22 protein-coding genes are annotated in these 23,498 nt (G+C 37.8%); 14 read left to right on the top strand and 8 right to left on the bottom strand.

Going from position 1 to position 23,498, the window contains the following annotated elements:
- The first annotated feature begins 151 nt into the window (after positions 1-151).
- Positions 152-760: a DedA family protein gene (locus AC1M9I_RS02625; RefSeq protein ID WP_481594386.1), complete on the top strand. Its 609-nt coding sequence runs from the start codon at positions 152-154 to the stop codon at positions 758-760.
- Between the two features lie 26 nt (positions 761-786).
- On the opposite strand, the gene AC1M9I_RS02620 is transcribed toward AC1M9I_RS02625, so the two are convergent.
- Positions 787-1,311: a YecA/YgfB family protein gene (locus AC1M9I_RS02620; RefSeq protein WP_179997742.1), complete on the bottom strand. Its 525-nt coding sequence runs from the start codon at positions 1,309-1,311 to the stop codon at positions 787-789.
- A 66-nt stretch (positions 1,312-1,377) separates the two neighbouring features.
- Entirely contained in the window at positions 1,378-1,584 is a 207-nt protein-coding gene (locus tag AC1M9I_RS02615) for a PA3496 family putative envelope integrity protein (protein WP_092766845.1), read from the bottom strand.
- Positions 1,585-1,881: 297 nt separating this feature from the next.
- On the opposite strand from AC1M9I_RS02615, the gene rpoD reads away from it, so the two are divergent.
- From rpoD to AC1M9I_RS02580, 7 genes are all read left to right on the top strand, one after another.
- Positions 1,882-3,819, top strand: a complete 1,938-nt coding sequence (gene rpoD, locus AC1M9I_RS02610) for an RNA polymerase sigma factor RpoD (RefSeq protein WP_228133303.1) — start codon at positions 1,882-1,884, stop codon at positions 3,817-3,819.
- Between the two features lie 127 nt (positions 3,820-3,946).
- Positions 3,947-4,234, top strand: a complete 288-nt coding sequence (locus tag AC1M9I_RS02605; protein WP_481593109.1) for a YbeD family protein — start codon at positions 3,947-3,949, stop codon at positions 4,232-4,234.
- 129 nt (positions 4,235-4,363) lie between these two features.
- Positions 4,364-5,020 (top strand): lipoyl(octanoyl) transferase LipB, encoded by a 657-nt coding sequence (lipB, locus tag AC1M9I_RS02600; protein WP_481594387.1) that lies wholly within the window; start codon positions 4,364-4,366, stop codon positions 5,018-5,020.
- A gap of 77 nt (positions 5,021-5,097) precedes the next feature.
- Complete coding sequence (locus AC1M9I_RS02595) at positions 5,098-5,631, top strand: hypothetical protein (RefSeq protein WP_179997739.1); 534 nt, start codon at positions 5,098-5,100, stop codon at positions 5,629-5,631.
- Between the two features lie 2 nt (positions 5,632-5,633).
- Positions 5,634-6,818: an iron-containing alcohol dehydrogenase gene (locus AC1M9I_RS02590; protein ID WP_481591777.1), complete on the top strand. Its 1,185-nt coding sequence runs from the start codon at positions 5,634-5,636 to the stop codon at positions 6,816-6,818.
- 267 nt (positions 6,819-7,085) lie between these two features.
- A complete protein-coding gene (locus tag AC1M9I_RS02585) occupies positions 7,086-8,480 on the top strand; it encodes an APC family permease (protein ID WP_035267885.1) in 1,395 nt (464 codons plus the stop codon).
- A 307-nt stretch (positions 8,481-8,787) separates the two neighbouring features.
- A complete protein-coding gene (locus tag AC1M9I_RS02580) occupies positions 8,788-10,305 on the top strand; it encodes an outer membrane protein transport protein (protein WP_035267884.1) in 1,518 nt (505 codons plus the stop codon).
- 37 nt (positions 10,306-10,342) lie between these two features.
- Here AC1M9I_RS02580 and AC1M9I_RS02575 read toward each other — a convergent pair whose 3' ends face one another.
- Positions 10,343-10,795, bottom strand: coding sequence for a hypothetical protein (locus tag AC1M9I_RS02575; protein ID WP_481593095.1), 453 nt, complete (start codon positions 10,793-10,795; stop codon positions 10,343-10,345).
- Between the two features lie 167 nt (positions 10,796-10,962).
- Here AC1M9I_RS02575 and AC1M9I_RS02570 point away from each other — a divergent pair, with 167 nt between their 5' ends.
- Positions 10,963-12,042, top strand: a complete 1,080-nt coding sequence (locus AC1M9I_RS02570) for a hypothetical protein (protein WP_481610639.1) — start codon at positions 10,963-10,965, stop codon at positions 12,040-12,042.
- Between the two features lie 60 nt (positions 12,043-12,102).
- On the opposite strand, the gene AC1M9I_RS02565 is transcribed toward AC1M9I_RS02570, so the two are convergent.
- The 4 genes from AC1M9I_RS02565 to cysG form a co-directional block, all read right to left on the bottom strand.
- Complete coding sequence (locus AC1M9I_RS02565; RefSeq protein WP_481610638.1) at positions 12,103-13,077, bottom strand: isopenicillin N synthase family dioxygenase; 975 nt, start codon at positions 13,075-13,077, stop codon at positions 12,103-12,105.
- Positions 13,078-13,185: 108 nt separating this feature from the next.
- Positions 13,186-14,520, bottom strand: a complete 1,335-nt coding sequence (locus AC1M9I_RS02560) for a solute carrier family 23 protein (protein WP_481610656.1) — start codon at positions 14,518-14,520, stop codon at positions 13,186-13,188.
- A gap of 449 nt (positions 14,521-14,969) precedes the next feature.
- Positions 14,970-15,449, bottom strand: coding sequence for a tRNA (cytidine(34)-2'-O)-methyltransferase (locus AC1M9I_RS02555; protein WP_035267879.1), 480 nt, complete (start codon positions 15,447-15,449; stop codon positions 14,970-14,972).
- 28 nt (positions 15,450-15,477) lie between these two features.
- A complete protein-coding gene (cysG, locus tag AC1M9I_RS02550; RefSeq protein ID WP_481594391.1) occupies positions 15,478-16,863 on the bottom strand; it encodes a siroheme synthase CysG in 1,386 nt (461 codons plus the stop codon).
- A 199-nt stretch (positions 16,864-17,062) separates the two neighbouring features.
- On the opposite strand from cysG, the gene AC1M9I_RS02545 reads away from it, so the two are divergent.
- The 5 genes from AC1M9I_RS02545 to AC1M9I_RS02525 all read left to right on the top strand — a co-directional run bounded on the left by AC1M9I_RS02545 (position 17,063) and on the right by AC1M9I_RS02525 (position 22,075).
- Entirely contained in the window at positions 17,063-18,313 is a 1,251-nt protein-coding gene (locus AC1M9I_RS02545) for a dienelactone hydrolase family protein (RefSeq protein WP_035267873.1), read from the top strand.
- Positions 18,314-18,358: 45 nt separating this feature from the next.
- Positions 18,359-18,880, top strand: coding sequence for a flavin reductase family protein (locus AC1M9I_RS02540; RefSeq protein WP_179997732.1), 522 nt, complete (start codon positions 18,359-18,361; stop codon positions 18,878-18,880).
- A gap of 30 nt (positions 18,881-18,910) precedes the next feature.
- Positions 18,911-19,996 carry an LLM class flavin-dependent oxidoreductase gene (locus tag AC1M9I_RS02535; RefSeq protein WP_481590632.1) on the top strand — a complete coding sequence of 362 codons (1,086 nt, stop codon included), beginning with the start codon at positions 18,911-18,913 and terminating at the stop codon, positions 19,994-19,996.
- Between the two features lie 60 nt (positions 19,997-20,056).
- On the top strand, positions 20,057-20,899 hold the full coding sequence (locus tag AC1M9I_RS02530) for a hypothetical protein (protein ID WP_481610637.1): 843 nt from the start codon (positions 20,057-20,059) through the stop codon (positions 20,897-20,899).
- 156 nt (positions 20,900-21,055) lie between these two features.
- Entirely contained in the window at positions 21,056-22,075 is a 1,020-nt protein-coding gene (locus AC1M9I_RS02525; RefSeq protein ID WP_481610636.1) for an AraC family transcriptional regulator, read from the top strand.
- Positions 22,076-22,130: 55 nt separating this feature from the next.
- Here AC1M9I_RS02525 and serS read toward each other — a convergent pair whose 3' ends face one another.
- The gene (gene serS / locus AC1M9I_RS02520) at positions 22,131-23,402 is read right to left on the bottom strand and encodes a serine--tRNA ligase (protein WP_179997729.1); all 1,272 of its coding nucleotides are present in this window, start codon (positions 23,400-23,402) and stop codon (positions 22,131-22,133) included.
- Positions 23,403-23,498: the final 96 nt, after the last annotated feature.

Raw genomic sequence — 23,498 nt, 5'->3', positions numbered from 1 at the left:
GCTCCCTTTCTCTTCAGCTATATCCTACGAGAAGTCTATGTTCATACACTTATACAAATTCAACATCCTAAACTAATGCATTAACTTAATTTCACTGTATTTTTTCTTAAAAACATCTAGCATAGGTTTAACTTTAAAATACAAATCACTTATGAAAGATTGGATCATTTCAGTGATGGAGCAATTGGGCTATTTCGGCATTGCTCTATTGATGTTTCTCGATAATGTTTTTCCACCTATACCCTCAGAGATTATTATGCCTTCAGCTGGCTATACCGCTTCTCAGGGTCAATTACTTTTGATCGGTGTCATTATTTCAGGAAGTATAGGTTCGCTCTTAGCTGCCGCTACGCTGTATTGGTTAGGACGTAAGATCTCTGATCAAAAGCTCTATGCGTTTGTTGAGAAATATGGCAAGTATTTATTTATTAAAGTAGCTGATGTTGATAAATCATTAGAATGGTTTGAAAGATATGGACATCGAATCGTTTTTTTTGGACGTATGGTTCCAGCAGTACGATCCCTGATTAGCATACCTGCAGGCATGAGCAAAATGCCTTTTGCAAAGTTTATGTTTTATAGTGGTTTAGGCACGGTTATATGGACCACCTTTTTAGCATATGTGGGTTATTATTTTGGAAATAATACTGAAATGATGCACAAAATATTTAGCCAAGTAAGCTATCTAATTATTGCTATTGTGATCAGCATAATCATTTGGATTGTGTACCGCAGACAAAAAAGAAAGAACTCAAAATAAAAAAAGCACCTTACGGTGCTTTTTAATTAGTTCGGCGTATGATACATCAAATACAATTCATTCAAGTTATCTGGAATTTCTTCTGCAAGCTCATCCATCAATTGACCGTTACGGCGGAAAGACTCCATTTGAGGATCTTCTTCGTCAACTCCACTAAACACCATAATTGGCAGAGTGAGATCAACCAATTGCTCTTCAAACTCAGGTGTGAACCATGCATCTTCATTTAAGAACATTGCATCGACAAAGCCTACACTCCAATCCCCAAGGCTTGACTCTACATCTGCTTCTTCAATTTCAAAAGGAAATTCAATACCTTCTTCATTGGCAAGTTTTTGACGTAAATCTTCTAACCAAAGTTTAATTTGAGCTACGATCTCTGCAGGCACTTTCTTTTGATTATTGTCAAATAATTCATCCAACCAACGATCAAATTGTGGACCTACAGCTGTCGCACACAAAAAACCATGAGTTGCAGCAAAATCTAGACCATGCTCATTTTGGTCGCCATCTAAGTAGTCACTTAACAAGTCTAAATCTAATGCACTCATTATATTTCCAAAGGTTGTATCTTAATTTCGTAGAATAACATTTTAGATCAGGATACCCAATCTAATTTAGTCTTCATCATCGTCGAAATCATCATCGTCAAAATCATATTCAAGATCTTTCAATTCACGATCTAAACGACGCTGTGCAAGTAAGTCATCAATCAAGCGACGCTTTTCTAATGATTCTTTGGCGCTAATTTTGCTCGTAGTTTCATCAAAACTAACATCATCATCACCGTAGTTATCATCTAGTTCAAAATCTGTAGAAGACACTAAAACTACCTCATGTGTGAAAAAATGAATGGGGCTAGGCGCTATTTATCTTTGTTCAGAATACTTGTCAAGTTTTATTTTATTTTTCGCTGATATTTATACAAATTTTAGTTTTTTTTGGACAAAAAAATATGTCATTATTTAATCAAGGATCAGAGCCTTATTGTTGGTTTAAAATAAAAATCATGATGTGCTTGAAATGAACAATTTTGACCCAATATTGACTTAAACAACTTAATTCATTGGTTTTCAAAACCAATTATACTGAGTTAATACGATACTAAAGATAAGTTAATTGTGCTAGAATGCACGGTTTTTCCCCGCCACAGATTCAACGAGAAGAGAGCAAAGATGAGCGATATGCATTCCCCTACTTCACAAGTAGCGGCTCTGATTAGCCGAGGCAAAGAACAAGGTTACTTAACCTACGCTGAGGTTAACGATCATCTCCCAGACTCGATCACTGAAAGCGAACAGATTGAAGATATCATTCAGATGCTTCAAGACGTCGGCATTCCTGTACACGAACGTGCGCCAGAATCTGACGATGCAATGTTTGATGGTAGTAGCGCAGAAACGACTGACGAAGTTGCTGAAGAAGAAGCAGCTGCAGTTTTAGCATCTGTAGAAAATGAGCCTGGTCGTACAACTGACCCTGTTCGTATGTATATGCGAGAAATGGGAACAGTTGAACTGTTGACTCGTGAAGGCGAAATTCAGATTGCAAAACGTATCGAAGAAGGTATTCGTGACGTTTTAAACTCAATTGCTTATTGGCCAAATGCGGTTGAAGTTGTATTACAAGAATATAAAGATTACGAAACTGGCGAGCGTCGTTTAGCCGATATCCTTTCAGGCTATTTAGATCCAGAGTCTGATGAAGAAATTCCAGAAGTTTTAGAAGAAGTTGATGCTGATCTTGAAGAAGAAACAGAGACTAAACCAACTAAAGATGTAAAACTTGATGACGATGATGAAGAAGAGTCTGAAAGTGATGATGATTCTGAGGGTGATTCAGGTCCAGACCCTGAAATCGCAAAAGTGCGTTTTGCAGAGTTAGAAGCTGCGTGGAATGCGACTAAAGATGCGATCGCAAAACATGGTCGTAACAGTAAAGAAGGTAAAGCAGCTCTTGAGTCGCTCGCAACCGTCTTTATGATGTTTAAGTTCACACCACGTTTGTTTGACATCATTTCTGAAATGATTCGTGGCACGCATGAACAAATTCGTACAGCAGAACGTGAAGTAATGCGCTACGCAGTTCGTCGTGGTCGTATGGATCGTACTCAATTCCGTACAACGTTCCCTGGTCAAGAATCAAACCCAGCTTGGTTAGATGAGCAAATTGCTAAAGCCACTGCTGACCAAAAACCATACTTAGAGAAAGTACGCCCTGACGTTCTTGCTTTCCAACAAAAAATCGCTGATATCGAAAAAGATCTCGACCTTACTGTACGCGAAATTAAAGATATTTCTAAACGTATGGCGATTGGTGAAGCAAAAGCACGTCGTGCTAAAAAAGAAATGGTTGAGGCGAACTTACGTTTGGTCATCTCCATTGCGAAAAAATATACCAACCGTGGTTTACAGTTCCTCGATCTGATTCAGGAAGGTAACATTGGCTTAATGAAAGCCGTAGATAAGTTTGAATACCGTCGTGGTTATAAGTTTTCGACTTATGCAACTTGGTGGATTCGTCAGGCGATTACACGTTCAATTGCTGACCAAGCACGTACAATTCGTATCCCTGTCCATATGATTGAAACCATTAACAAGATCAACCGCGTATCTCGTCAATTGCTTCAAGAAATGGGACGTGAACCTACACCTGAAGAGTTAGGTGAACGCCTTGAAATGGACGAAGTCAAAGTTCGTAAAGTGCTTAAGATCGCTAAAGAACCGATTTCAATGGAAACACCGATCGGTGATGATGAAGACTCTCATCTTGGTGACTTCATTGAAGATGGTAACATCACTTCACCAGTTGATGCTGCCACTTCTGAAGGCTTGAAAGAAGCAACACGTGAGGTACTTGAAAACCTGACTGAACGTGAAGCTAAAGTCTTGAAGATGCGTTTTGGTATTGATATGCCGACAGACCACACTTTGGAAGAAGTTGGTAAACAGTTTGATGTAACACGCGAACGTATTCGTCAGATTGAAGCAAAAGCGTTACGCAAATTACGTCATCCGTCGCGTTCTGAACATTTACGTTCGTTCCTTGAGAATGACTAATCTATCCATAGGATAATACAGGCTTGAATATGGGGGACACTCCCCCATAATATAAAGCGTGTAGCAAATAATTCTAAATACCTGCGCATAGCAGGTATTTTTACTAATGAGGTGTCCTATGACTGACATGATCGATCGCACTCCATCACGCGAATTACAAGAGCATCTTTGGATGTTTCCGATGGACTATCCAATTAAATTGATTGGTCTTGCAGGTGAGGATTTACGCAAAGCAGTGAATGACATTTTTGTTAAACACTTCCCTGATTTTGATGGTAATGCAATGACAATTACACCATCGCGTACAGGCAAGTATCATTCAATTACTGCGCAACTTCGTTTTGAAGAGCTTGAGCAAGTACATCAAGTTTATGCAGACTTGGCTGCTTGCCCTTTAATTAAAACTGCACTTTAATAAAAAAACACGCTTCATGCGTGTTTTTTTATGTTTGTTAATTATTCATCAAGTATGTGCCTAGGTCACACTTAATTCAACAATATTGTCTATAATAAAACTTATTTTTGAATGTGAGCCTCAACCTCCGTGGATGTCAAAACCAAACCTCAATTGATTATTCGTCACTATACCCAAACCACTTCTTATGAAGATCACTTCCATGAAATGAAGCTGATGACAGAACAGCGTGACGAACAAACAGCAGATGAATTTTGGATTTTGCAGCACAATTCTGTGCTTACCCAAGGACAAGCTGGCAAACCAGAACATATATTAGTGCCTAGCCATGTCCCAGTTGTTCAAACTGATCGTGGTGGACAAGTCACTTGGCATGGTCCAGGACAATTAGTTGCATATTTTATGTTTGATTTAAATCGATTAGGCTGGAATGTCCGTACTTTAGTCAGCTATGCAGAAAATGTCATGATCGATTTATTAAAAAAATACGGTATCGAAGCCTATGCTAAACCAGATGCACCTGGTGTTTATGTTGATAGTAGAAAAATTGGATCTCTCGGCTTTAAAATCCGAAAAGGTCGCAGTTATCATGGACTCTCACTTAATATAGATTGTGAACTGGAAGGCTTCCAAACTATTAATCCATGTGGTTATGCAGGTCTTGAAATGGTCAGAATCTCTGATTTGATAAATCCCTACCCAAGTTTTGATATGTTAGTTAAAGACCTCATTGTCTATCTCGAAAAAAGTGACCTGTTCAGTCAAATTATCGTGAAAGATCATTAAAACTCCTTTACTTTGTCATTAGATAATTTTAGAGTATTTACTCTAAATTATAAAACTATGTGATAAGGGACAAGTGAGTGATTTCTATTAACTCTGTAAAGCCCGCGCTAGAACAAGCTTATGTCAAACTCATGCTTGACGTGATTGGCAGAGGCTTAGCGATGGCAAGTCAAGTCGATGAAGAAATAAAACAGGAAATTGCTAAATTTCCTGTCGGCTTCACGATTTCAATGGACGTTTTCAACAGTGATGCGGCTTTTATTGCACAAGTGAATCCACAACATCAACTTGTCTTAGTCGACCATGCATCAAAAAAACCAGATTTAACGATTACCTTTAAACATATGCATCATGCTTTTTTGGTATTTTCTTTCCAAGAAAGTACTGCACAAGCATTTGCAAATGACCGTATGATTGCTGATGGCGATTTAGGTCATGCAATACGTTTAGTGCGTTGTCTGAATAAAATGGAAGCCCTTATTCTTCCAAAATTAGTCGCTGAACTTGCAGTCAAAGAATATCCGGTCAATCTGTCATTAAAAGAAAAATTGACAGGTGCAGCAAATATTTATCTCAAAGTTGCTCAGTCATATATTAAAGGGAGTGCTTAAGCATGGCTAAACCATATTATGAATTTTTCTGTCCAGTTAAAGTGATTGCTGGTAATGCTGCGCTTGAACACATTCCATTTGAGCTAGATTCAATGGGTTCAAAAAAACCACTCATCATCACAGACAAAGGCGTACGTGCCAATGGTCTACTTGAACCAGTGGAAGCTGCTTTTGCAGCGACAGAAGTAAAAATTGGCTCAATTTTTGATGAAGTTCCACCGGACTCAAGTTTAGAAACAGTAAAAGCCGTGACTGAGATGTATCGTAACAATCAATGCGATGCCATCATTGCAATTGGTGGTGGTTCAGTCATCGACACAGCTAAAGCTGCCAATATTCTCGTCTCCGAAGGAGGTGATGATCTGCTGAAATATTCAGGAGCTCACAACCTACCTCGCCCATTAAAGCCTTTTTTTGTTATCCCAACAACATCAGGTACAGGTTCTGAAGTCACGATGGTTGCTGTGGTTTCAGATACAGCGAATAATCAAAAAATGGCATTTGCTTCAAAATATTTAATGCCTAGTGCTGCAATTTTAGATCCACGTATGACTTTAACATTACCTCCACACCTCACAGCAATGACAGGAATGGATGCAATGACACATGCAGTTGAGGCCTATACGTGTTTGGCAGCGAATCCTATCAGTGATGCTTACGCTACTGCTGCAATTAAAAAAATTAGTGAAAACTTGTTTAAAGTTTTGGAAAATCCAAAAGATGCTGATGCCCGTTTAGAACTTGCTCAAGCATCAACCATGGCTGGAATTGCATTCTCAAATGCAATGGTCGGTATTGTTCACTCTCTTGGACACGCTCTAGGTGCAGTTGCTCACTTACCACATGGTTTGTGCATGAACTTATTCCTCCCTTATGTGCTCGATTACAACAAGGATGTGAATGGCGATAAGATTGCTGATCTGTTATTACCGCTTGCAGGTACTGATATCTATGCACAGACACCAGCAAATCAACGTGCAGATAAAGCTATTGCGATTATCAACACAATGCGTGATCGCATTTATGATTTAACTAAACTGCCACGTACATTACGTGAGACAGGCAAAGTTACGCAATCTCAATTAGATGAAGTTGCCGAAAAAGCGTTAAATGACGGATCAATCATTTTCAACCCTAAAGAAGCAACATTAAAAGATTTGAAATCTATCTTAGAAAAAGCTTGGTAATTTTCTCAAAATAAGTAAAGATACGCTTAAAACTAGCCTGATGTTTTTTTAGACATCAGGCTTTTCATTTGTTAGTTGTTTTAACTCATGAGTTCAATATCTTTGGCATAAATCCTGCTAAAAAAACTCGCACAAACTACTGACAAACTGCATCAATTTGGTTTAGATTGGCGCACTTTTGAAAAAACATTAGGGGGGATCGTTCGTCTCAAACGATCCTTAATTGATTTGACTGATCCTTGATCAACGATTAAGAGGATAAAGCCGTTGACTAATATAACTGGGACTCAATCGGCAGCTAAACTGCAAAAAACGCTAGGACTCTGGCACATCATTATTATCGGTTTAGCTTATATTCAGCCAATGACGTTGTTTGATACTTTCGGTTTGGTATCAGAAGAAAGTAATTTCCACGTTCCTACATCATATATTTTTGCACTTGTTGCAATCCTACTGACTTCATTGAGTTATGGTCATATGATCCGTAGATATCCATCTTCAGGTTCAGCGTATACCTATGCTCAAAAATCTATCCACCCTAACGTTGGTTTTATGGTTGGCTGGTCATCATGGTTAGATTACCTGCTCTCCCCCATGGTCAACATCATCCTTGCGGTGATTTATCTTGAGGCTTTATTCCCTGATGTCAATCATTGGGTCTGGGTCATTGTGTTAACAGCATTTATGACAGGTATTAACCTTCGTGGTGCGCGATTTGTTGCAAATTTCAACAGCTTAATTGTATTCGTACAATTAATTGTGATCGCTGTATTTACATGGATGGTCTATACCAAGCTCCAAATGGGATATAACGCGGATGGTCCAATCTCTGCTGAACAACGCTACCAACTTTGGAGTTTAGAACCATTTTGGAATGAGTTAACTTCAGTGGGTGCCTTGATCACAGGTGCAACATTACTCTGCTTCTCATTTACAGGATTTGACTCACTCAGTTCTCTCGCTGAAGAAACTAAAGATACTGAGAAAACGCTACCAAAAGCAATTTTCTTAACTGCTTTAATTGCAGGGATTATCTTTATCGTCAGCACTTACTTCATGCAGATCTATTTCCCTAATAATCCGGGATCATACTTCCAGAATATTGCAGAAACTCAACCTGAAATTTTGTTGTTGGTTGGTGGATCTTTGTTCCAGTCTTATGTGCTTGCATTTGCCATCATTACTGTTATGGCATCAGGTATTTCTGCACATGCAGGTGTATCACGCCTTATGTATGTTATGGGACGCGATGGTGTCATCAATAAGAAAATTTTTGGTCACATCAGCCCTAAAAACTTCACTCCATCATATAACATCATGATTGTAGGTGCAGTCGCATTAACCGCTGGTTTTATGGATTTAGACTTTGTCATTTCATTAATTAGCTTCGGTGCGTTAACAGCATTTAGCTTTGTGAACTTATCTGTTATCTCACGCTATGCGTTACGCGATGGTCGTACTAAAACAGCGAAAGAAATTATTAATTTCGTTATCGTACCATTACTCGGCTTTATTGCAGTATTTGCATTGTGGTTAGAGGTCGATCAAGCATCGCTTAAATATGGTTTGATTTGGGCGATTGGTGGTATTTTGTATTTAGGTTATAAAACCAAAGGCTTTAAATACCCTGCTCCACAACATGATGAGTTTAATGATCGTTAAAAATTGATTTTTTAGAAAAGGCGCTTAGGCGCCTTTTTTTATCATGGAAATTGACCAAAATGATCAAACATCAATCAAAATTTATTATTTAAAAAATAAACTCTACATCATAATATGCAGCTTTATTTCAAAATAATGAGACAAATAACACATTTAAACGCAAATACATGAAATTAAATAAAAAATGATTGGCAAAAAATTACATATTTGTCAGGATACTCATTGACCAAAAATTACACGATGTGTATAAAGAGCAAAATATTTGAGTAAAAGCTCTAATAATATTCATTACACAGGGAATGTAATAATGCGTTTGAATACACTTACTGGGGCGATTTTGGTCGCAATGTTTCCAACCGCGGGCGCTTATGCTGCAGCTATGGATCGTTCAGGCCAATCGATGAATGGCTTTTTACAGCCAGGAAACTATGTAGATTTTAGTTACTCAATTTTGGATGCTGATCTTTCAGGAACAATGAGAACTGAACCTTCGGGTCCTGCATCTGCAGGATTAAGAGACCCGAATGGTTGGAATATGCCTACAGCAGATGATATTAATGCAGGTGGGGAAATTGCGGGCTCAAATTTAAGTGATATTGCAGACACGTTCGGATTTGCAAATATTAATTTAAAATTTCAAGTGACTGACAATATTTCATTAGGTTTAATTTATGACCAACCTTTCGGAGCAAAAGCCTCTTATTCAAATTCTGATAAAAAACATTCCAGAGTCAACAGCTCAGGACGATTGCCATTAGGTGACCTTGAATCTGCGACAAAATATGGTGCATTTCACAGTGAGTATGGCAGTACAGAGGCTGAAGTATCGACAAATAGTTTATCTCTAGTCGTAGGCTTCCAACCTAATGAACACCTTAATTTTTATGCAGGCCCAGTTTATCAAACAGTAAAAGGTGATCTTAGTTTACAAGGAACTGCTTACAGTCTATTAGGTGGTTATTTATGTAATTCACAGACTAGTGGTGTAGCACTGTGTAGTACTTTTAAGGAAAAAGGTACAGGTTCAAGAGATCTTCTTGGTCGTGATACAAGAAAAGATTATCAAGGCTATAAAGCAAGTATGCCTGAAGAAGGTGCTTTTGGTTGGCTAGCGGGTGCTGCATTTCAAATTCCTGAAATAGCATTAAGAGCTTCATTAACCTACAGATCAAAAATTTCTTATTCAGTTCAAGCTGAAGAAAGTATGCCTGAAGTGATTACAGATACATTACCTATTGTACATCCAGGGTGGCATATTGTAGATAAAATTGGGGCACTTGGTACCGACTACCAATATGCAGAAGGTAAAACCTCAGCATCAACTCCACAATCAGTTAACCTTGATTTCCAATCAGGTATCATGGCTGATACATTAGCTTATATCAATTTACGTTGGGTAGATTGGTCTGAGTTCAAAATCCGTCCATACAAATTTGGAGTTTTAACTTCTTCGATTACTGAGGGACAAGGTAAAGGACCTCGTGGTTTCGACTTAATCGCTTATGAAAAAGATCAAATATCTGCAACATTCGGTATCGCAAGAAAATTAAATGAAAAACTCGCATTGACCATTATCGGAGGATGGGACTCTGGTGCAGGTGAATATGTTTCTACCTTAGGTCCATCTGAAGGTTTTTGGAGTGCAGGATTAGGTGGTCAGTACAGCTTTAATAAAAATACATTCATTCAAGCGGGTGCACGATATTTTTGGTTAGGTGATGCAAAAGCTCAATCTGCTAGTTGGTTCGGAACCGATCGCTATGATGCAGATTTTAAAGACAATACAGCTATTGGATATAGCTTTAAAATTGGTTACCGTTTCTAGAGTTTAAAAAGCACGGATTTTTCATCCGTGCTTTTTTTTAAATTAATCGACAACTAAAACCTAATTTAGTATCAATTTGATTATCTTTGAATCCCAAATACTCAATAAACCTGTTTCGATCATCCACAATTTTCTGTTCATCTATAGACATACGATGGCGATTTTTTTGCGCTAAAGAATATGTTTCATCTACAGAAGCTTGATATATATGACATAATTCAAGCTGTTTCTTACTTTTTAACACCAAATTTTTTCCTGTCCGCTCGAAATCATTTCGTTTTAACGCCGTACTCCAATTTTCCAAATTTTTGAACATTTTTACTTTCATCTGAGCTAATGCTTGATCGATTTCTTGTTGAGTCAATGGATTAATATTATTTAAATCCGCTTGTTCTTTATTTTCATTTTGTGACATTACTTTAGAGGTCGTCATTCCTGCACAGATGATTACTATAATTCCATAGCTGTATTTTTTAATGTTTTTAATCATACATCCCCGTATCTAATTTATTTCGATAAATTTATGCTCGTATTAGACAACTGATATTTTAAAAAAGCCATTTTAATAATGTAATAGATTGAAATATTAAAGGATTAAGGCATTTTTTTTGCATTATCAATTCACTGATTTAATTATATATTTTTGGTATTGAATTCATGAAAAAAATGTTTCCATTAGGCTGTGCTGGACTAGGCATACAAGCCTCATCATTTGAACATCCAGTATCTCTTGAAGAACCATCAATAATGGAAAAATTCGACCTACTTGCAGAATCGAGCGTGTGGGATTTTATCGATCACATTCCGACTCATCGTGAAATGATTGATGATTACATTAAAGGGAGTCAAAAATACAATATCCCAGTTTATTCAGGTTACGGATGCTATATTTGGGGAGAACATGAAAAAATATTCAAAGAAAATATCGAGCTTACATGTGCCGTAGGCGCCAAATACCACAACATTATGCTTGCAGCAAAAGACAGTAAATTCAACTATCTTAATGATCAACAAGTTGCTGATGCCTATTTATATTTTTATGAGTATGCTCTAAATAAGGGTATAACCATTACCTTTGAAAATCACGTAGATAATTGGTCTGAAGATTATCGCCGGGTAGAAAGAGTTGCAGCTTTAGTCAATCATCAAGGTATTCCATTTAAAATGGCGATGGACTATAGCCACTGTATTTTCAAAATCGAAAATCCAATCGAATCTTATATCTCATTTCAACATGACCAAGAAGCGATTAGAAAACTAGATCCTTTCAACTGCGATAGTTTTGCAGATGATTGGTTAAATCAAAATTTGGTGCATTGGGGGCAAATACGTCCTGCGGTTCCAAACGGGCCATTAAATACATGGTCCCAAGAATACAGCCCATGGGAAGGTCACGGTCTTAATCGCCCTGGAAGAGGCATTCAATACCCATTTAGGCAGCCACCAAAAAATGCGTGTCCCCATGATGAATGGCATGCATATAAATTAAGCTGCACCCAAGAGGTCATTCGCAAGATGATTGATCATTATTTAAATCATGAGGATACAAATATTGAAATCATGACCGTGGATAATATTAATTTATGGTCCTATGGTTTGGGTTGGAAATATAATATGTTTGCAGATAGCTGCGAAGTAGCACGCTATATCAGACAATTATATGCGGAAAGAGCATCAATTCATCATGCTAAAAAAGGACTAAGTTCTGAGGACTTTATCAATCAATATCGCTTATAAATCATTAGAATAATTAAAAAAAAGCATTATATTGATAATGCTTTTTTTGCATCGCGAGATTTAAGCTACTGCATTCTCTTCAGCTTTTTTATACGAACGATTATACATTTCTTCTAAATGCTCCCCTACTGTACATGGTGCATATAAAGGTAATTCACCTTCTTTCAATGTTCCTGGAACTGGCTCAATTACAGCGTGATAGTCTGGCTCATAAAAAAATGGAATAGAGTAACGATAAGCACCATTTGAAAAACTATTTTTTACTCGATGTGGATTGGAGTGATATAGACCATTGGTCCATTTTGGAATCATATCACCTAGATTAACTACAAATGTTCCTTCAATTGGTGGTGCTGCAACCCACTCTCCGTCAGGCATGCACACTTCTAATCCGCCTATTTGATCTTGTTCCAAAATGGTGACTGACCCCCAATCTGTATGCGCGCCAACGCCATATGTTTCATCATCATTTTTAGGTGTAGGTGGATAACGCAACATACGTAATGTTCCCATAGGATCTTTACTTGAAGCATCAAAATAGTTCGATGGCAGATTTAAAGTTAATGCCAAAAGTTGCATCAGAAAATTTGCCAGTTTATACATTTCATCGATGTACTCCTGACAAATCAATTCACATTGAGGTAATTCTTCAGGCCACTGATTTGGACCATAGTTTTGATATTTAGCGATTGCAAAAGGATGATCTTGAGGATAATTACGACCACAATAAAACCCTTCTTTATAATCTGGCTTGCCGTAAGGGTCTAATTGCTGACCATTCAGTTTATCAAATCCACGGAATCCAAAAAAATTACGTACATCATATTTTTGCTTAACGTCTTCTGGAAGCGCCAATAACTCTTTTGCTAATGCAAACTGTCGCGTCATCATTTCTAAAGGAACTGTATGATTCTTCACATAGAAAAAACCTGAATGCATCGCAGCTTTTTTCAGTTCAGCAACTGCACGTTTAGTCGCCTCACTTTCTGGTTTGTTTATATCTACGCCTGCTAAATCAATTACTGGTATTCCCATTTTTATCCCCTTGTATCAAGTATACATCTTTTACGTTTTCATTATCTTGCTGAAACTTTCGACAATTTAGGATTGACTAAAATTTGTCTTAAAAGCTAAGTCTCAAACTTAAGTTTTTTCTGGTACAACGTCTGCTACTATTTGATTCTGCTTTTGCTTAGTTCGATTAAAAATCAGATTTAGAATAATTCCCGCAAATGTCGCCGTTGTAATGCCGCCGAGATCAAGTCCACCAACCATAATCGAATAGTTCCCTGCGCCCATAATCACAGTCACTGATGCCACAATAATGTTGCCGTTTTGAGTAAAATCGACTTTATTTTCGATCCAGATTTTCGCACCAGCGATTACAATTAAGCCGAAAACAATCATTGAAGTCCCTGTCAAAATTGCGACAGGTAATGTGCTAATGAGTGCTCCAAATTTTGGTGATAATCCCAGAATAATGGCGACAATACCCGCAATTACAAAAACCACTGTAGAGTAAATACGCGTTGCCGCCATGACCCCAATATTCTCTGCATATGTAGTTAATCCTGTTCCTCCTACAGCACCAGACATAGAGGTACATACTCCATCTGCCAAAAATGCTCTCCCCATATAAGGCGTAATATTTTTGCCTGTCATTTCACTTACAACTTTGAAATGCGCAAGATTTTCAGCAATAAGAATAAATGCGATAGGTAGGATCAGCAAAATTGCATTCATTTGAAATTCGGGTTGATATAAAGTTGGTAAACCAAACCATGCCGCATTTGAAACCGAGCTAAAATCGATTGGTTTACCCATTCCCATCATGTTAGCTAAAACAAAATATACAAGATACGAAACTATCAAACCCACCAATAGCAATAATCGTCTCAACATTCCTCTTGTAAATACTGCGACACCACCAATACACATTGCGGTCAACAAAGCCATCCATGTATCAAACTCATTACCTGATACAGCTTTAATCGCCCCAGGTGCTAAATTTAATCCAACTATCATAATGATTGCACCAGCAACAACTGGTGGTAAAAGATTCTCCATCCATTGAGAACCCGTTTTCATTACAAGCAAACCCATCAAGGCATAGAAAATACCACATACCACTATTGCACCTAAGGCAATCCCAATATTTGGATTTAACCCTGAACCGGTATAGCCTGTTACAGCAATCACAGCACCAATAAAAGCAAAACTCCCCCCAAGATAGCTTGGCACTCTCCCACCTGTGATAAGGAAAAATAATATCGTGCCAATACCAGATAACAGGATCGTTAGACTAGGATCAAACCCCATGAGCAGCGGTGCCAACACTGTTGCACCAAACATGGCAAATGTATGTTGAAGTCCAAGTACAATACTTTGTCCTGCAGGCAAGTACTCGTTCATGGCAACGGGAGTTTTTTCAATATCTCCTTGAAAAGGAGTAAACTTGGAAAACCAATTCTCTTTCATCACATACCACCCCATTGGTAATGTGAGCCAATGTCGAACATCTTTAGACATTGGCTGTACAATGATAAATTCATTTCGTTTAAGTACAAATCACAGTTCGTCTATCAAATTTATCGGAACCATATATTCACTTTAACTAAGCAACAAATATACCAATTGGTCGAATTTCTAATATCTCATTTGGATGACAGCTAGTTTAAGATCAACAAAAATAAAACCTAACACTCTGTTTTATATAAATATTAAATTCATTAACAAATAAAAAATTTGACCATTTTGTATATTTTTTAAACTTTTACTCAAAAAAATTGGATTCCCGAAATATAAAATCAAATCGTATTTAAAATCATTATTTTAATTTTATTCTTAATGAATATTTCATTATATTAGCCAAGTTTTACTAAACTTTTATGCATTAAAAAAGGTCACCTTTCGATGACCTTACTGACTTAAGTTAAATCTTTAAATCCTTGTTGTCGCCATGCTTCATAAACAATCACTGCCGTAGCATTAGATAAATTTAAGCTTCTAGAATTTGGTGCCATGGGCAAACGAATCCAATGTTGCTTTGGGAACATCATACGGACATGTTCAGGTAGTCCGCGCGTTTCAGGCCCCATGAGTAAAGCAACTGGCCTATTCAGATTCGAGGTATGTGGTGTTTCGGTACCTTTGGTCGTTAAAGGATAAATCGAATCTTGATCCACACCTTGACTCGCTAGATTTTCCAGACATGCTTCAATATTATCCCATATCTGCATGCGAGCCCATTCATGGTAATCTAATCCAGCACGCTTTAACTTCTTATCATCCAGCTCAAAACCTAGCGGTTTGACCAAATGTAATTGTGCTCCTGTATTTGCACATAAACGGATAATGTTTCCTGTATTTGCAGGAATTTCTGGTTCGTATAAAACAACATGAATCACAATAATTTCTCAACTTTATAGCAGACTTTTACAGTTCGTCTTGCCATTTCAACTGTTCTCTTAATTTCACCACCTCACCAATAATGGTCAAAGTTGGCGCCTGAATTTGATTTTCTAACACTTTCGAAGCGATATCTGCCAAAGTCCCCACAACAACTTTTTGTTCTGGTGTCGTACCTTTAGAAATTAAAGCAACAGGCATGTCTGCTCGTTGACCATGTTGAATAAGCTTTTCACAGATTTTTTCTAATCCAACAAGCCCCATGTACAGTACCAATGTTTGGTGTTCATACACGAGTTCATTCCACGGAAGTTCAGGAGAACCTTCCTTCAAATGTCCAGTCAAGAAGCGAACACTTTGTGCGTAATCACGATGAGTTAAAGGGATACCCGCATAGGCTGAACACCCTGATGCTGCGGTAATTCCGGGAACGACCTGAAATGAAATTCCTGCCTCATAGAGTTCTTGAATTTCCTCACCACCTCGCCCAAAAATAAAAGGATCTCCTCCTTTTAAACGGCAGACACGTTTGCCTTCATTCGCATATTTCACGAGTAAAGCATTAATGCCTTCTTGCGGAACAGCATGATTTGACCTTGCTTTACCCACATAAATTTTTTCAGCATCCCGGCGGCATAACTCCATAATAGCACCAGAAACTAAACGGTCATAAATCACAACATCTGCTTGTTGCATCAACCTTAAAGCTTTGAGTGTGAGAAGCTCGGGATCACCTGGACCAGCCCCAACTAAATAAACTTCACCTTTGGGCTTGTTCCATTCTATTAAAGACTGATGAATAATTTTTTCTGCTTCAGCCAGATTATTATTAAATACCCGCTCTTTGAAAGGTCCAGCATACAGCTCTTCCCAAAAGATACGGCGTTCATCAGGATTTTCAATTTTTTGTTTTATACGTTGTCGCCATTCACCCGAGATTTTAGCTAATGCTCCCATTCCATGCGGGATAACAGTCTCAAGTTGAGTTCTAATCTGTCTGGACAAAACTGGGGATGTACCATTACTCGCAATTGAAATAACAAGTGGAGAGCGATCAACAATTGCAGGGACCATAAATCGGCAATGTGGTGGATCATCAACACTATTCACCAATACATTTAAGTTTTCACATTCTTCAAAAACTTGTTGATTCACTAAAGGCTGATCTGTGGCAGCAATCACTAAACGGTAATCGTTTAATTTTAAATCGTGATCTTCAAAATGAGCTTGAATATATTGACCAGAGCTTTTCTCGACAATTTCTAAAAGTTGCGCCTCAATCTCAGGTGAAATAACCGAAATTTTTGCTCCTGATTTTTGCAGTAACAGTGCTTTGCGATATGCAATATGCCCTCCACCGACAATCAAACAAGGTTGCTGCTGCAATTTTAATGAAATTGGAAAAATATCCACTGAATCGATCCTCATATGCCCACTCTATTTTAGCACCTTCTCCACGACTCAAGCTGCTTAAAAGTAAGCAAGTGGTAGCTTTTTTAACAGATGCATATCAATGAAGGGACCTAAAACGGATAAAACTTGAACTCTATTTGGATAGTCAAAAATCCTGCTGATGCCGATGATAAGTTCAACAGTAAAGGAGATTATCGAGATGGCTGGTTCATATATTGATGTACATTCATCAGCAGGTTCGTTTAAAGCATATCTTTCAGTACCTGAAGCAGGTAAAGGTCCTGGTCTTGTGTTATGTCAGGAAATTTTCGGTGTTAATGAAGTTATGCGTCAAAAGGCAGACTTTTTGGCTGAAGAAGGTTATACCGTTATTGTTCCTGATTTATTTTGGCGTATTCAACCTAATGTAGAACTCGGTTATACCGAAGAAGACTTTCAAAAAGCATATGACTTATATACTCAATTTAATCAAGATCTGGGTATTGAGGATATCAAATCTACAATTGAAACACTCAAATCCCTTGAAACAGTTGATCAAGATGCAGGTACTGGATTGGTCGGATACTGCCTAGGCGGTAAATTGGCATATCTCGCAGCTTGCCGCATTCCAGATTTAAAGTGTTCTGTTTCTTACTACGGTGTAGGAATCGAGCAAAACCTAGAAGAAGCAGTCAACATTCAATCCAAACTGGTTCTTCATTTTGCTGAACAAGATCAGTTCTGTGATTCTAACACTCGTGATCAAATCCTACTTGCTCTGCAAAACAACTCAAAAGTCGAAACATATATTTATCCAGATGTTGATCATGCTTTTGCTCGCCCACAGAGTATGCATTATCACAAGCCTAGTGCACTCATGGCACATGAAAGAACCATTACAGCTTTACGCAAAGCAATAGGACCAAATTACGACCTTGCTGCGCTATGGGAAGAGCATGTTCGATTTGAATTTGACACTCGAAATGTTCCAGACACGATGGCAACAATGGTGGCAGAGCCTTATGTCAATCACATTCCAACATTGACAGGTGGCGTCGGCTACAAACAATTAGCTCGCTTCTATCAATACCATTTTGTTCATAACAATCCAAAAGATATGAAACTGACGCCTATTTCACGAACTGTAGGCGCAACTCAAGTCGTTGATGAATTCATTATGAGTTTTACTCATGATGAGGAAATTGATTGGTTAATTCCTGGAATTAAACCGACGGGAAAATATGTAGAGATTCCAATGCTCGGCATTATCAAGTTCCGTGGACCGAAACTATGTCATGAGCATATCTATTGGGATCAGGCAAGTTTACTGGTGCAAATTGGCGTATTAGATCCAACTGGACTACCTGTTGCAGGTGTTGAAACTGCCAAGAAACTTTTAGATGAAACTTTACCCTCAAATGAACTGATGCCAACTTGGCCATCCAGTGAAAATAAACCGATTGGCGAATAAAGGAACTCATTCTGACAATCAGAATTAAGATGAAGGATTATGATCATGTTAAATGAAATGACACCTGTAATACAGTTGGAGCAACGCTCGTTACGCCAACTCTTAGGTCAGTATGCAACTGGGATTACAGTAGTAACTGCATTAGATTCAAATCATAAAAAAATTGGAATGACAGCGAACTCATTTACTTCTGTATCGCTTGATCCACCTTTAATTTTATGGAACATCGCAAAATCTGCGACACATTTCGAAGATTTCAAACAGGCAGAATATTTTGCCATCAATATCTTGAGTGAAGATCAGTATCAAGAGTCTAAGCATTTCTCAAAATCTTCTGATGACAAATTCGAAGGCTTAGATGACGTTGATGAGTATATGGGCATCCCCATTCTAAATAAATCCTTAACCACTTTTGTTTGTCGTCAGTATGAGCTTCATGAAGCTGGGGATCACTACATTATTGTGGGACAAATTGAAGCCTGCCGTAATCAGCTTGGAAATCCATTGGTGTTCCATAACGGGCAATATAAACAAGCAAATCTTCATCAAGCATTTGCTGGTGTATAGCGAATTCACGAAATTTAAGGATTTTTTAAAATGAATCAACATCACTTTTTCAATGATAATCGCTTTCTACTCGGCTCATTTGCTTCTAACTGCTCAGGTGGAATGACCATTTCAACTCTTGAAGATCGATGGAGTGCGAGCTGGGAAAAGAATCTCGAACTAGGAAAAATGCTAGATGAAGCTGGTATCGACTTCATGTTACCGATTGCTCGCTTTACAGGCTATGGCGGTGAAACAGACTTTCAGGGAACAATTTTAGAGACCATGACTTGGGCGGCCGCATTATTGGCTTTAACCAAAGACATTACAGTTTTTGCGACAATTCAGACTGTCCCCAATCATCCAGTTGTAGTTGCCAAGCAGATTGCAACGCTATCTGAGATTAGTCAAGGTCGTATTGGACTCAACATTGTTGCAGGCTGGAATAAACCTGAATATGAAGCACTCGGTCTACATTTACCTGATGATCACGAAACTCGTTATGGTTATGCACAAGACTGGTATGACTTGATTAAAAAAGTATGGACCAGTGAAGAAAAATTTGATTTTGAAAGTAAGTTTTTCAAAACCAAAGGAACTTATGGAAAACCAAAACCACTTGTACATCCGCCTATCTTCAATGCTGCTGGTTCAAAAAATGGACGTGAATTTGCCGTTAATAATGCGGACTTTCTTTTTACACCAGCTTCAGATTTGGGCAGAAGCAAGATTGAAATTGATGAGCTTAAACAAGCAGGTCGCGACGTAAACCGAGAAGTCAATGTGATGACCTTTTCCCATGTCATTTGCAGACCTACACAAGAGGAAGCCAAAGCAGAATGGGATCGTCAATTAAACAATGCTGATACTGTTGCCGTTGACAATCTGATGAGCTTAATGTTTGCACATGCTCAAAGTTTCCCAAAAGAGGTTCAACAATCGATACGTGATGCAATGAGTGTAGGCCATGGTGGCTTTCCATTAGTCGGTACACCTGAACAAGTTGCGCAAGGTATTTTAGATTTAAATGAAGCTGGTTTTAGAGGAACGACACTTTCATTCCTCGATTATAGCCGCGAATTTCCGTATTTCCGTGATCATGTTTTACCAATTTTGGAAAAGCATAATATTCGTTAATCCACCACTTAAGCCGACCGTTTCACTGTCGGCTTATTTATTTTAAGAGGGAATTTAGCTGTGAATTATATTTTAAAGGGGTTATTCACTGGATCAATCTGCTTTGCATTAGGCACTGCAGTTCAAGCGGCAAATTGGAGTGATACTTCACTGGCTGTCAGTTATGGTCAAGATTTCTCAGAACCATTTAAAGACGGTGATTTTGACAAATATATTTTTAGTCTTGTACACCTAAGCGGCTATAAATATGGCACCAATTTTTTTCAACTCAATATGCATCAATCCTCAGCTGAACCAAATGCAAACAAAGCTTCTGGTCGAGGAGCTCAAGAGGCATATGCAATTTATCGTCATACCTTAGATATCCCAAGTATCACGCAACACAAACTGAATGATTCTAGTTGGTTCAAGACATATGGTTTTACAGTAGGTTTTGACTGGAATACAAAGAATGATGATTATGGTTCAAATCGACAAATGTATGTTGCTGGTCCAAGTGTTACATTAAATACACCAGGCTATCTTAATCTCAGTTTGCTAGGCTATTACGAGAGCAATGATGCTAATGTACTGAGTAAAAAATATACCTACGATCCTTACTTAGCACTTCAAGTGCTTTGGGATTTTCCTCTTATGCAATCGAATTGGAATTATCAAGGCATAGGTGTTTGGATGAGCACCAAAGGGAAAGATCCTTTTGGTGAGCCTACCGCCAGCGAAATCTTTGTAGACATGTCTTTAATGTATTCTTTACTTAAAGATAAATCTGCCAATCAACCAAAATTGAAAGCTGGGATTGCTTATCAATACTGGAAAAATAAATATGGTAATGATACATCGGGTGTTGCTGGTTCAGGAGCGACCGCGAGTAGCCCTATGTTACGTGTTGCTTACCACTTTTAAATAACATATCAAATTAATCTAATTTAGTACCAAAAGAGTATTTTTATATTCTACTATTTTAGATTAATTTATTTATTTGAGATAAAACAAAAAAAGCAAAATCATGGATTGATTTTTGCATAAGTAATGATAAGCAAGCTAAGGATAGAGGTATTTATGTATAGCCAGCAACACAGGTCTATTTCTACGATTCAATCACATACGCAGAATATTCATGATGCCAACCATTGTCTTGATTTAATCATTGGCCCACATGATTTAGTAGATTTTAATCAATATGAACCATTGGATTTTAGTTTTAATGGATCGCAAATCGGTCGTATGATTATTGGGGATTTAACATATGGTAAAGATGTAATTTTCAAAACGCATACGCATGAAAATATGAACCACTTTTGTATAACGCGCCCTAAAAATGGGCGACCATTATTTAAAAAAGATGGTCAAACTTTTTACGCCTGTTATGATCAAGCATCCATTGTTTCACCTGAAGATAAATTTGAACTAATTATTGACAAAGACTGTGTGCAAACATTCATTTCTTTTTCAAAGACTTTTGTTGAAAAAATACTTTCAGATTTAATCTCTCAACCAGTTACCGAAGCTTTGGTATTTCAAAATGTGATGGATCAAGACAACCCGAAAATTAAAGCATGGTGGGATTTAATTGACAGTATTAAAAATTTCACAAACAATTTTACCAATACTTCATTTTTTCAAGAAATGCGCTCAGATTTTGAATATATTATCGTGAAGTCATTATTATTATCTCAACCCAATAACTATAGTGATTTAATTTATAAAAATACTTTAGATTATCCTGACTTCTTTACTCGCTTGTTAGAATTCATACAAAAAAATATACATCAAAAAATTGAAATTTCAGATTTAGAATATGCATCTGGATTAAGCAAAAAAAAGCTGAATACAATTTTCAAAAAATATTTAAAATGCAGTCCAAATGCTTATATACGCCATTACCGACTTAAATGTATTTATAATGAAATTTCACAGTCTACGCATAAAATTAATATTACTGAAATTGCTTATAAATGGGGTGTTACACATTTAGGTCGTTTTTCACTTGAGTATAAAGATGCATTTGGGGAAAAACCGAGTGAGACCTTAAAAAAAATTATTGAAAGGCAAACAGGCAGTGCTCAACTCATTCATTAAAACACTCAAAAAAAAAAGCTAACTCAATTGAGTTAGCTTTTTTATGTTTTATCGATTAATCGATAAAACTTTGTCCACCCATATAAGGACGTAAGACTTCAGGAATCTCTATCGAACCATCTTCACGTTGATAGTTTTCCATCACCGCGAGCAAAGTACGACCAACTGCTAAACCTGAACCATTCAAAGTATGAACAAACTCTGTTTTCTTTTGATCAGCACGGTAACGAGCTTTCATACGACGAGCTTGGAAATCCCCCATGTTTGAACACGATGAAATTTCACGATAGGTATTTTGGCTTGGTACCCAAACTTCTAAGTCATAAGTCTTCGTTGCACCAAAGCCCATATCACCACCGCATAAGATGATTTTACGATATGGCAATCCAAGCGCCTGTAAAATACCCTCAGCATGCCCTGTTAACTCTTCCAATGCTTGCATAGAGTCTTCAGGTTTAACAATTTGAACCATTTCTACTTTGTCAAATTGGTGCTGACGAATCAAACCGCGTGTATCACGGCCATAAGAACCAGCTTCACTACGGAAACAAGGTGTATGAGCAGCATATTTCAACGGTAGACGCTCAGGATCAATAATCTCATCACGCACAAAGTTGGTCACAGGCACTTCAGCAGTTGGGATCAAGTAATATTCTTTGTCACCTTGAAGCTTGAACAAATCTTCTTCAAATTTAGGCAACTGACCAGTTCCACGTAATGAATCAGCATTCACTAAATACGGTACATAAGCTTCTGTATAGCCATTTTTCAATGTATGTGTATCTAACATGAACTGCGTTAGTGCACGTTGTAAACGTGCAAGCGGACCCTTGAGCACACTGAAACGAGTACCTGTTAACTTAGTCGCTGTTTCGAACTCGAGTCCACCCATCCACTCACCAAGATCAGTGTGATCTTTAATTTCAAAGTTGAATTCACGAGGCGTACCCCATTTTAAAATTTCAACGTTGTCATTCTCATCTTTGCCCTCTGGCACCGACTCATGAGGTAGGTTTGGAATAGAAAGTGATTTTGCTTCAATTTCAGCTTGTAGTTCTGTTAATGCAAGCTCAGCGGCTTTAATTTCATCTCCGATCGCGCTCATACGAGCCATGATTTCAGAAGCATCACCACCTGCTTTTTTGATTTGACCAACTTGTTTAGCACCCGAATTACGTTCTGCTTGTAAAGCTTCAGTCTTAGACTGAATTTCTTTACGACGAGCCTCTAAAGATGCCCATTCTTCTACGTTGAGTTGCACGCCACGTTTAGCTAAGGCTAAATTTACAGCCTCTATATTATTTCTAAGTAATTTCGGGTCGATCATGGTTAATCTTTTCAGGGAAAAAAACTGCCTATAGTGTAAGCGCTTCGTTGAAAAAAATACAGTCGAAGCGCTGACAGCTGAAGCTTATTGAATCAA

This window comes from Acinetobacter sp. ANC_7553, from assembly GCF_056779895.1.
Note: the sequence above shows the minus strand (reverse complement) of the source record. Positions and strands in the feature narration are given on the sequence as shown.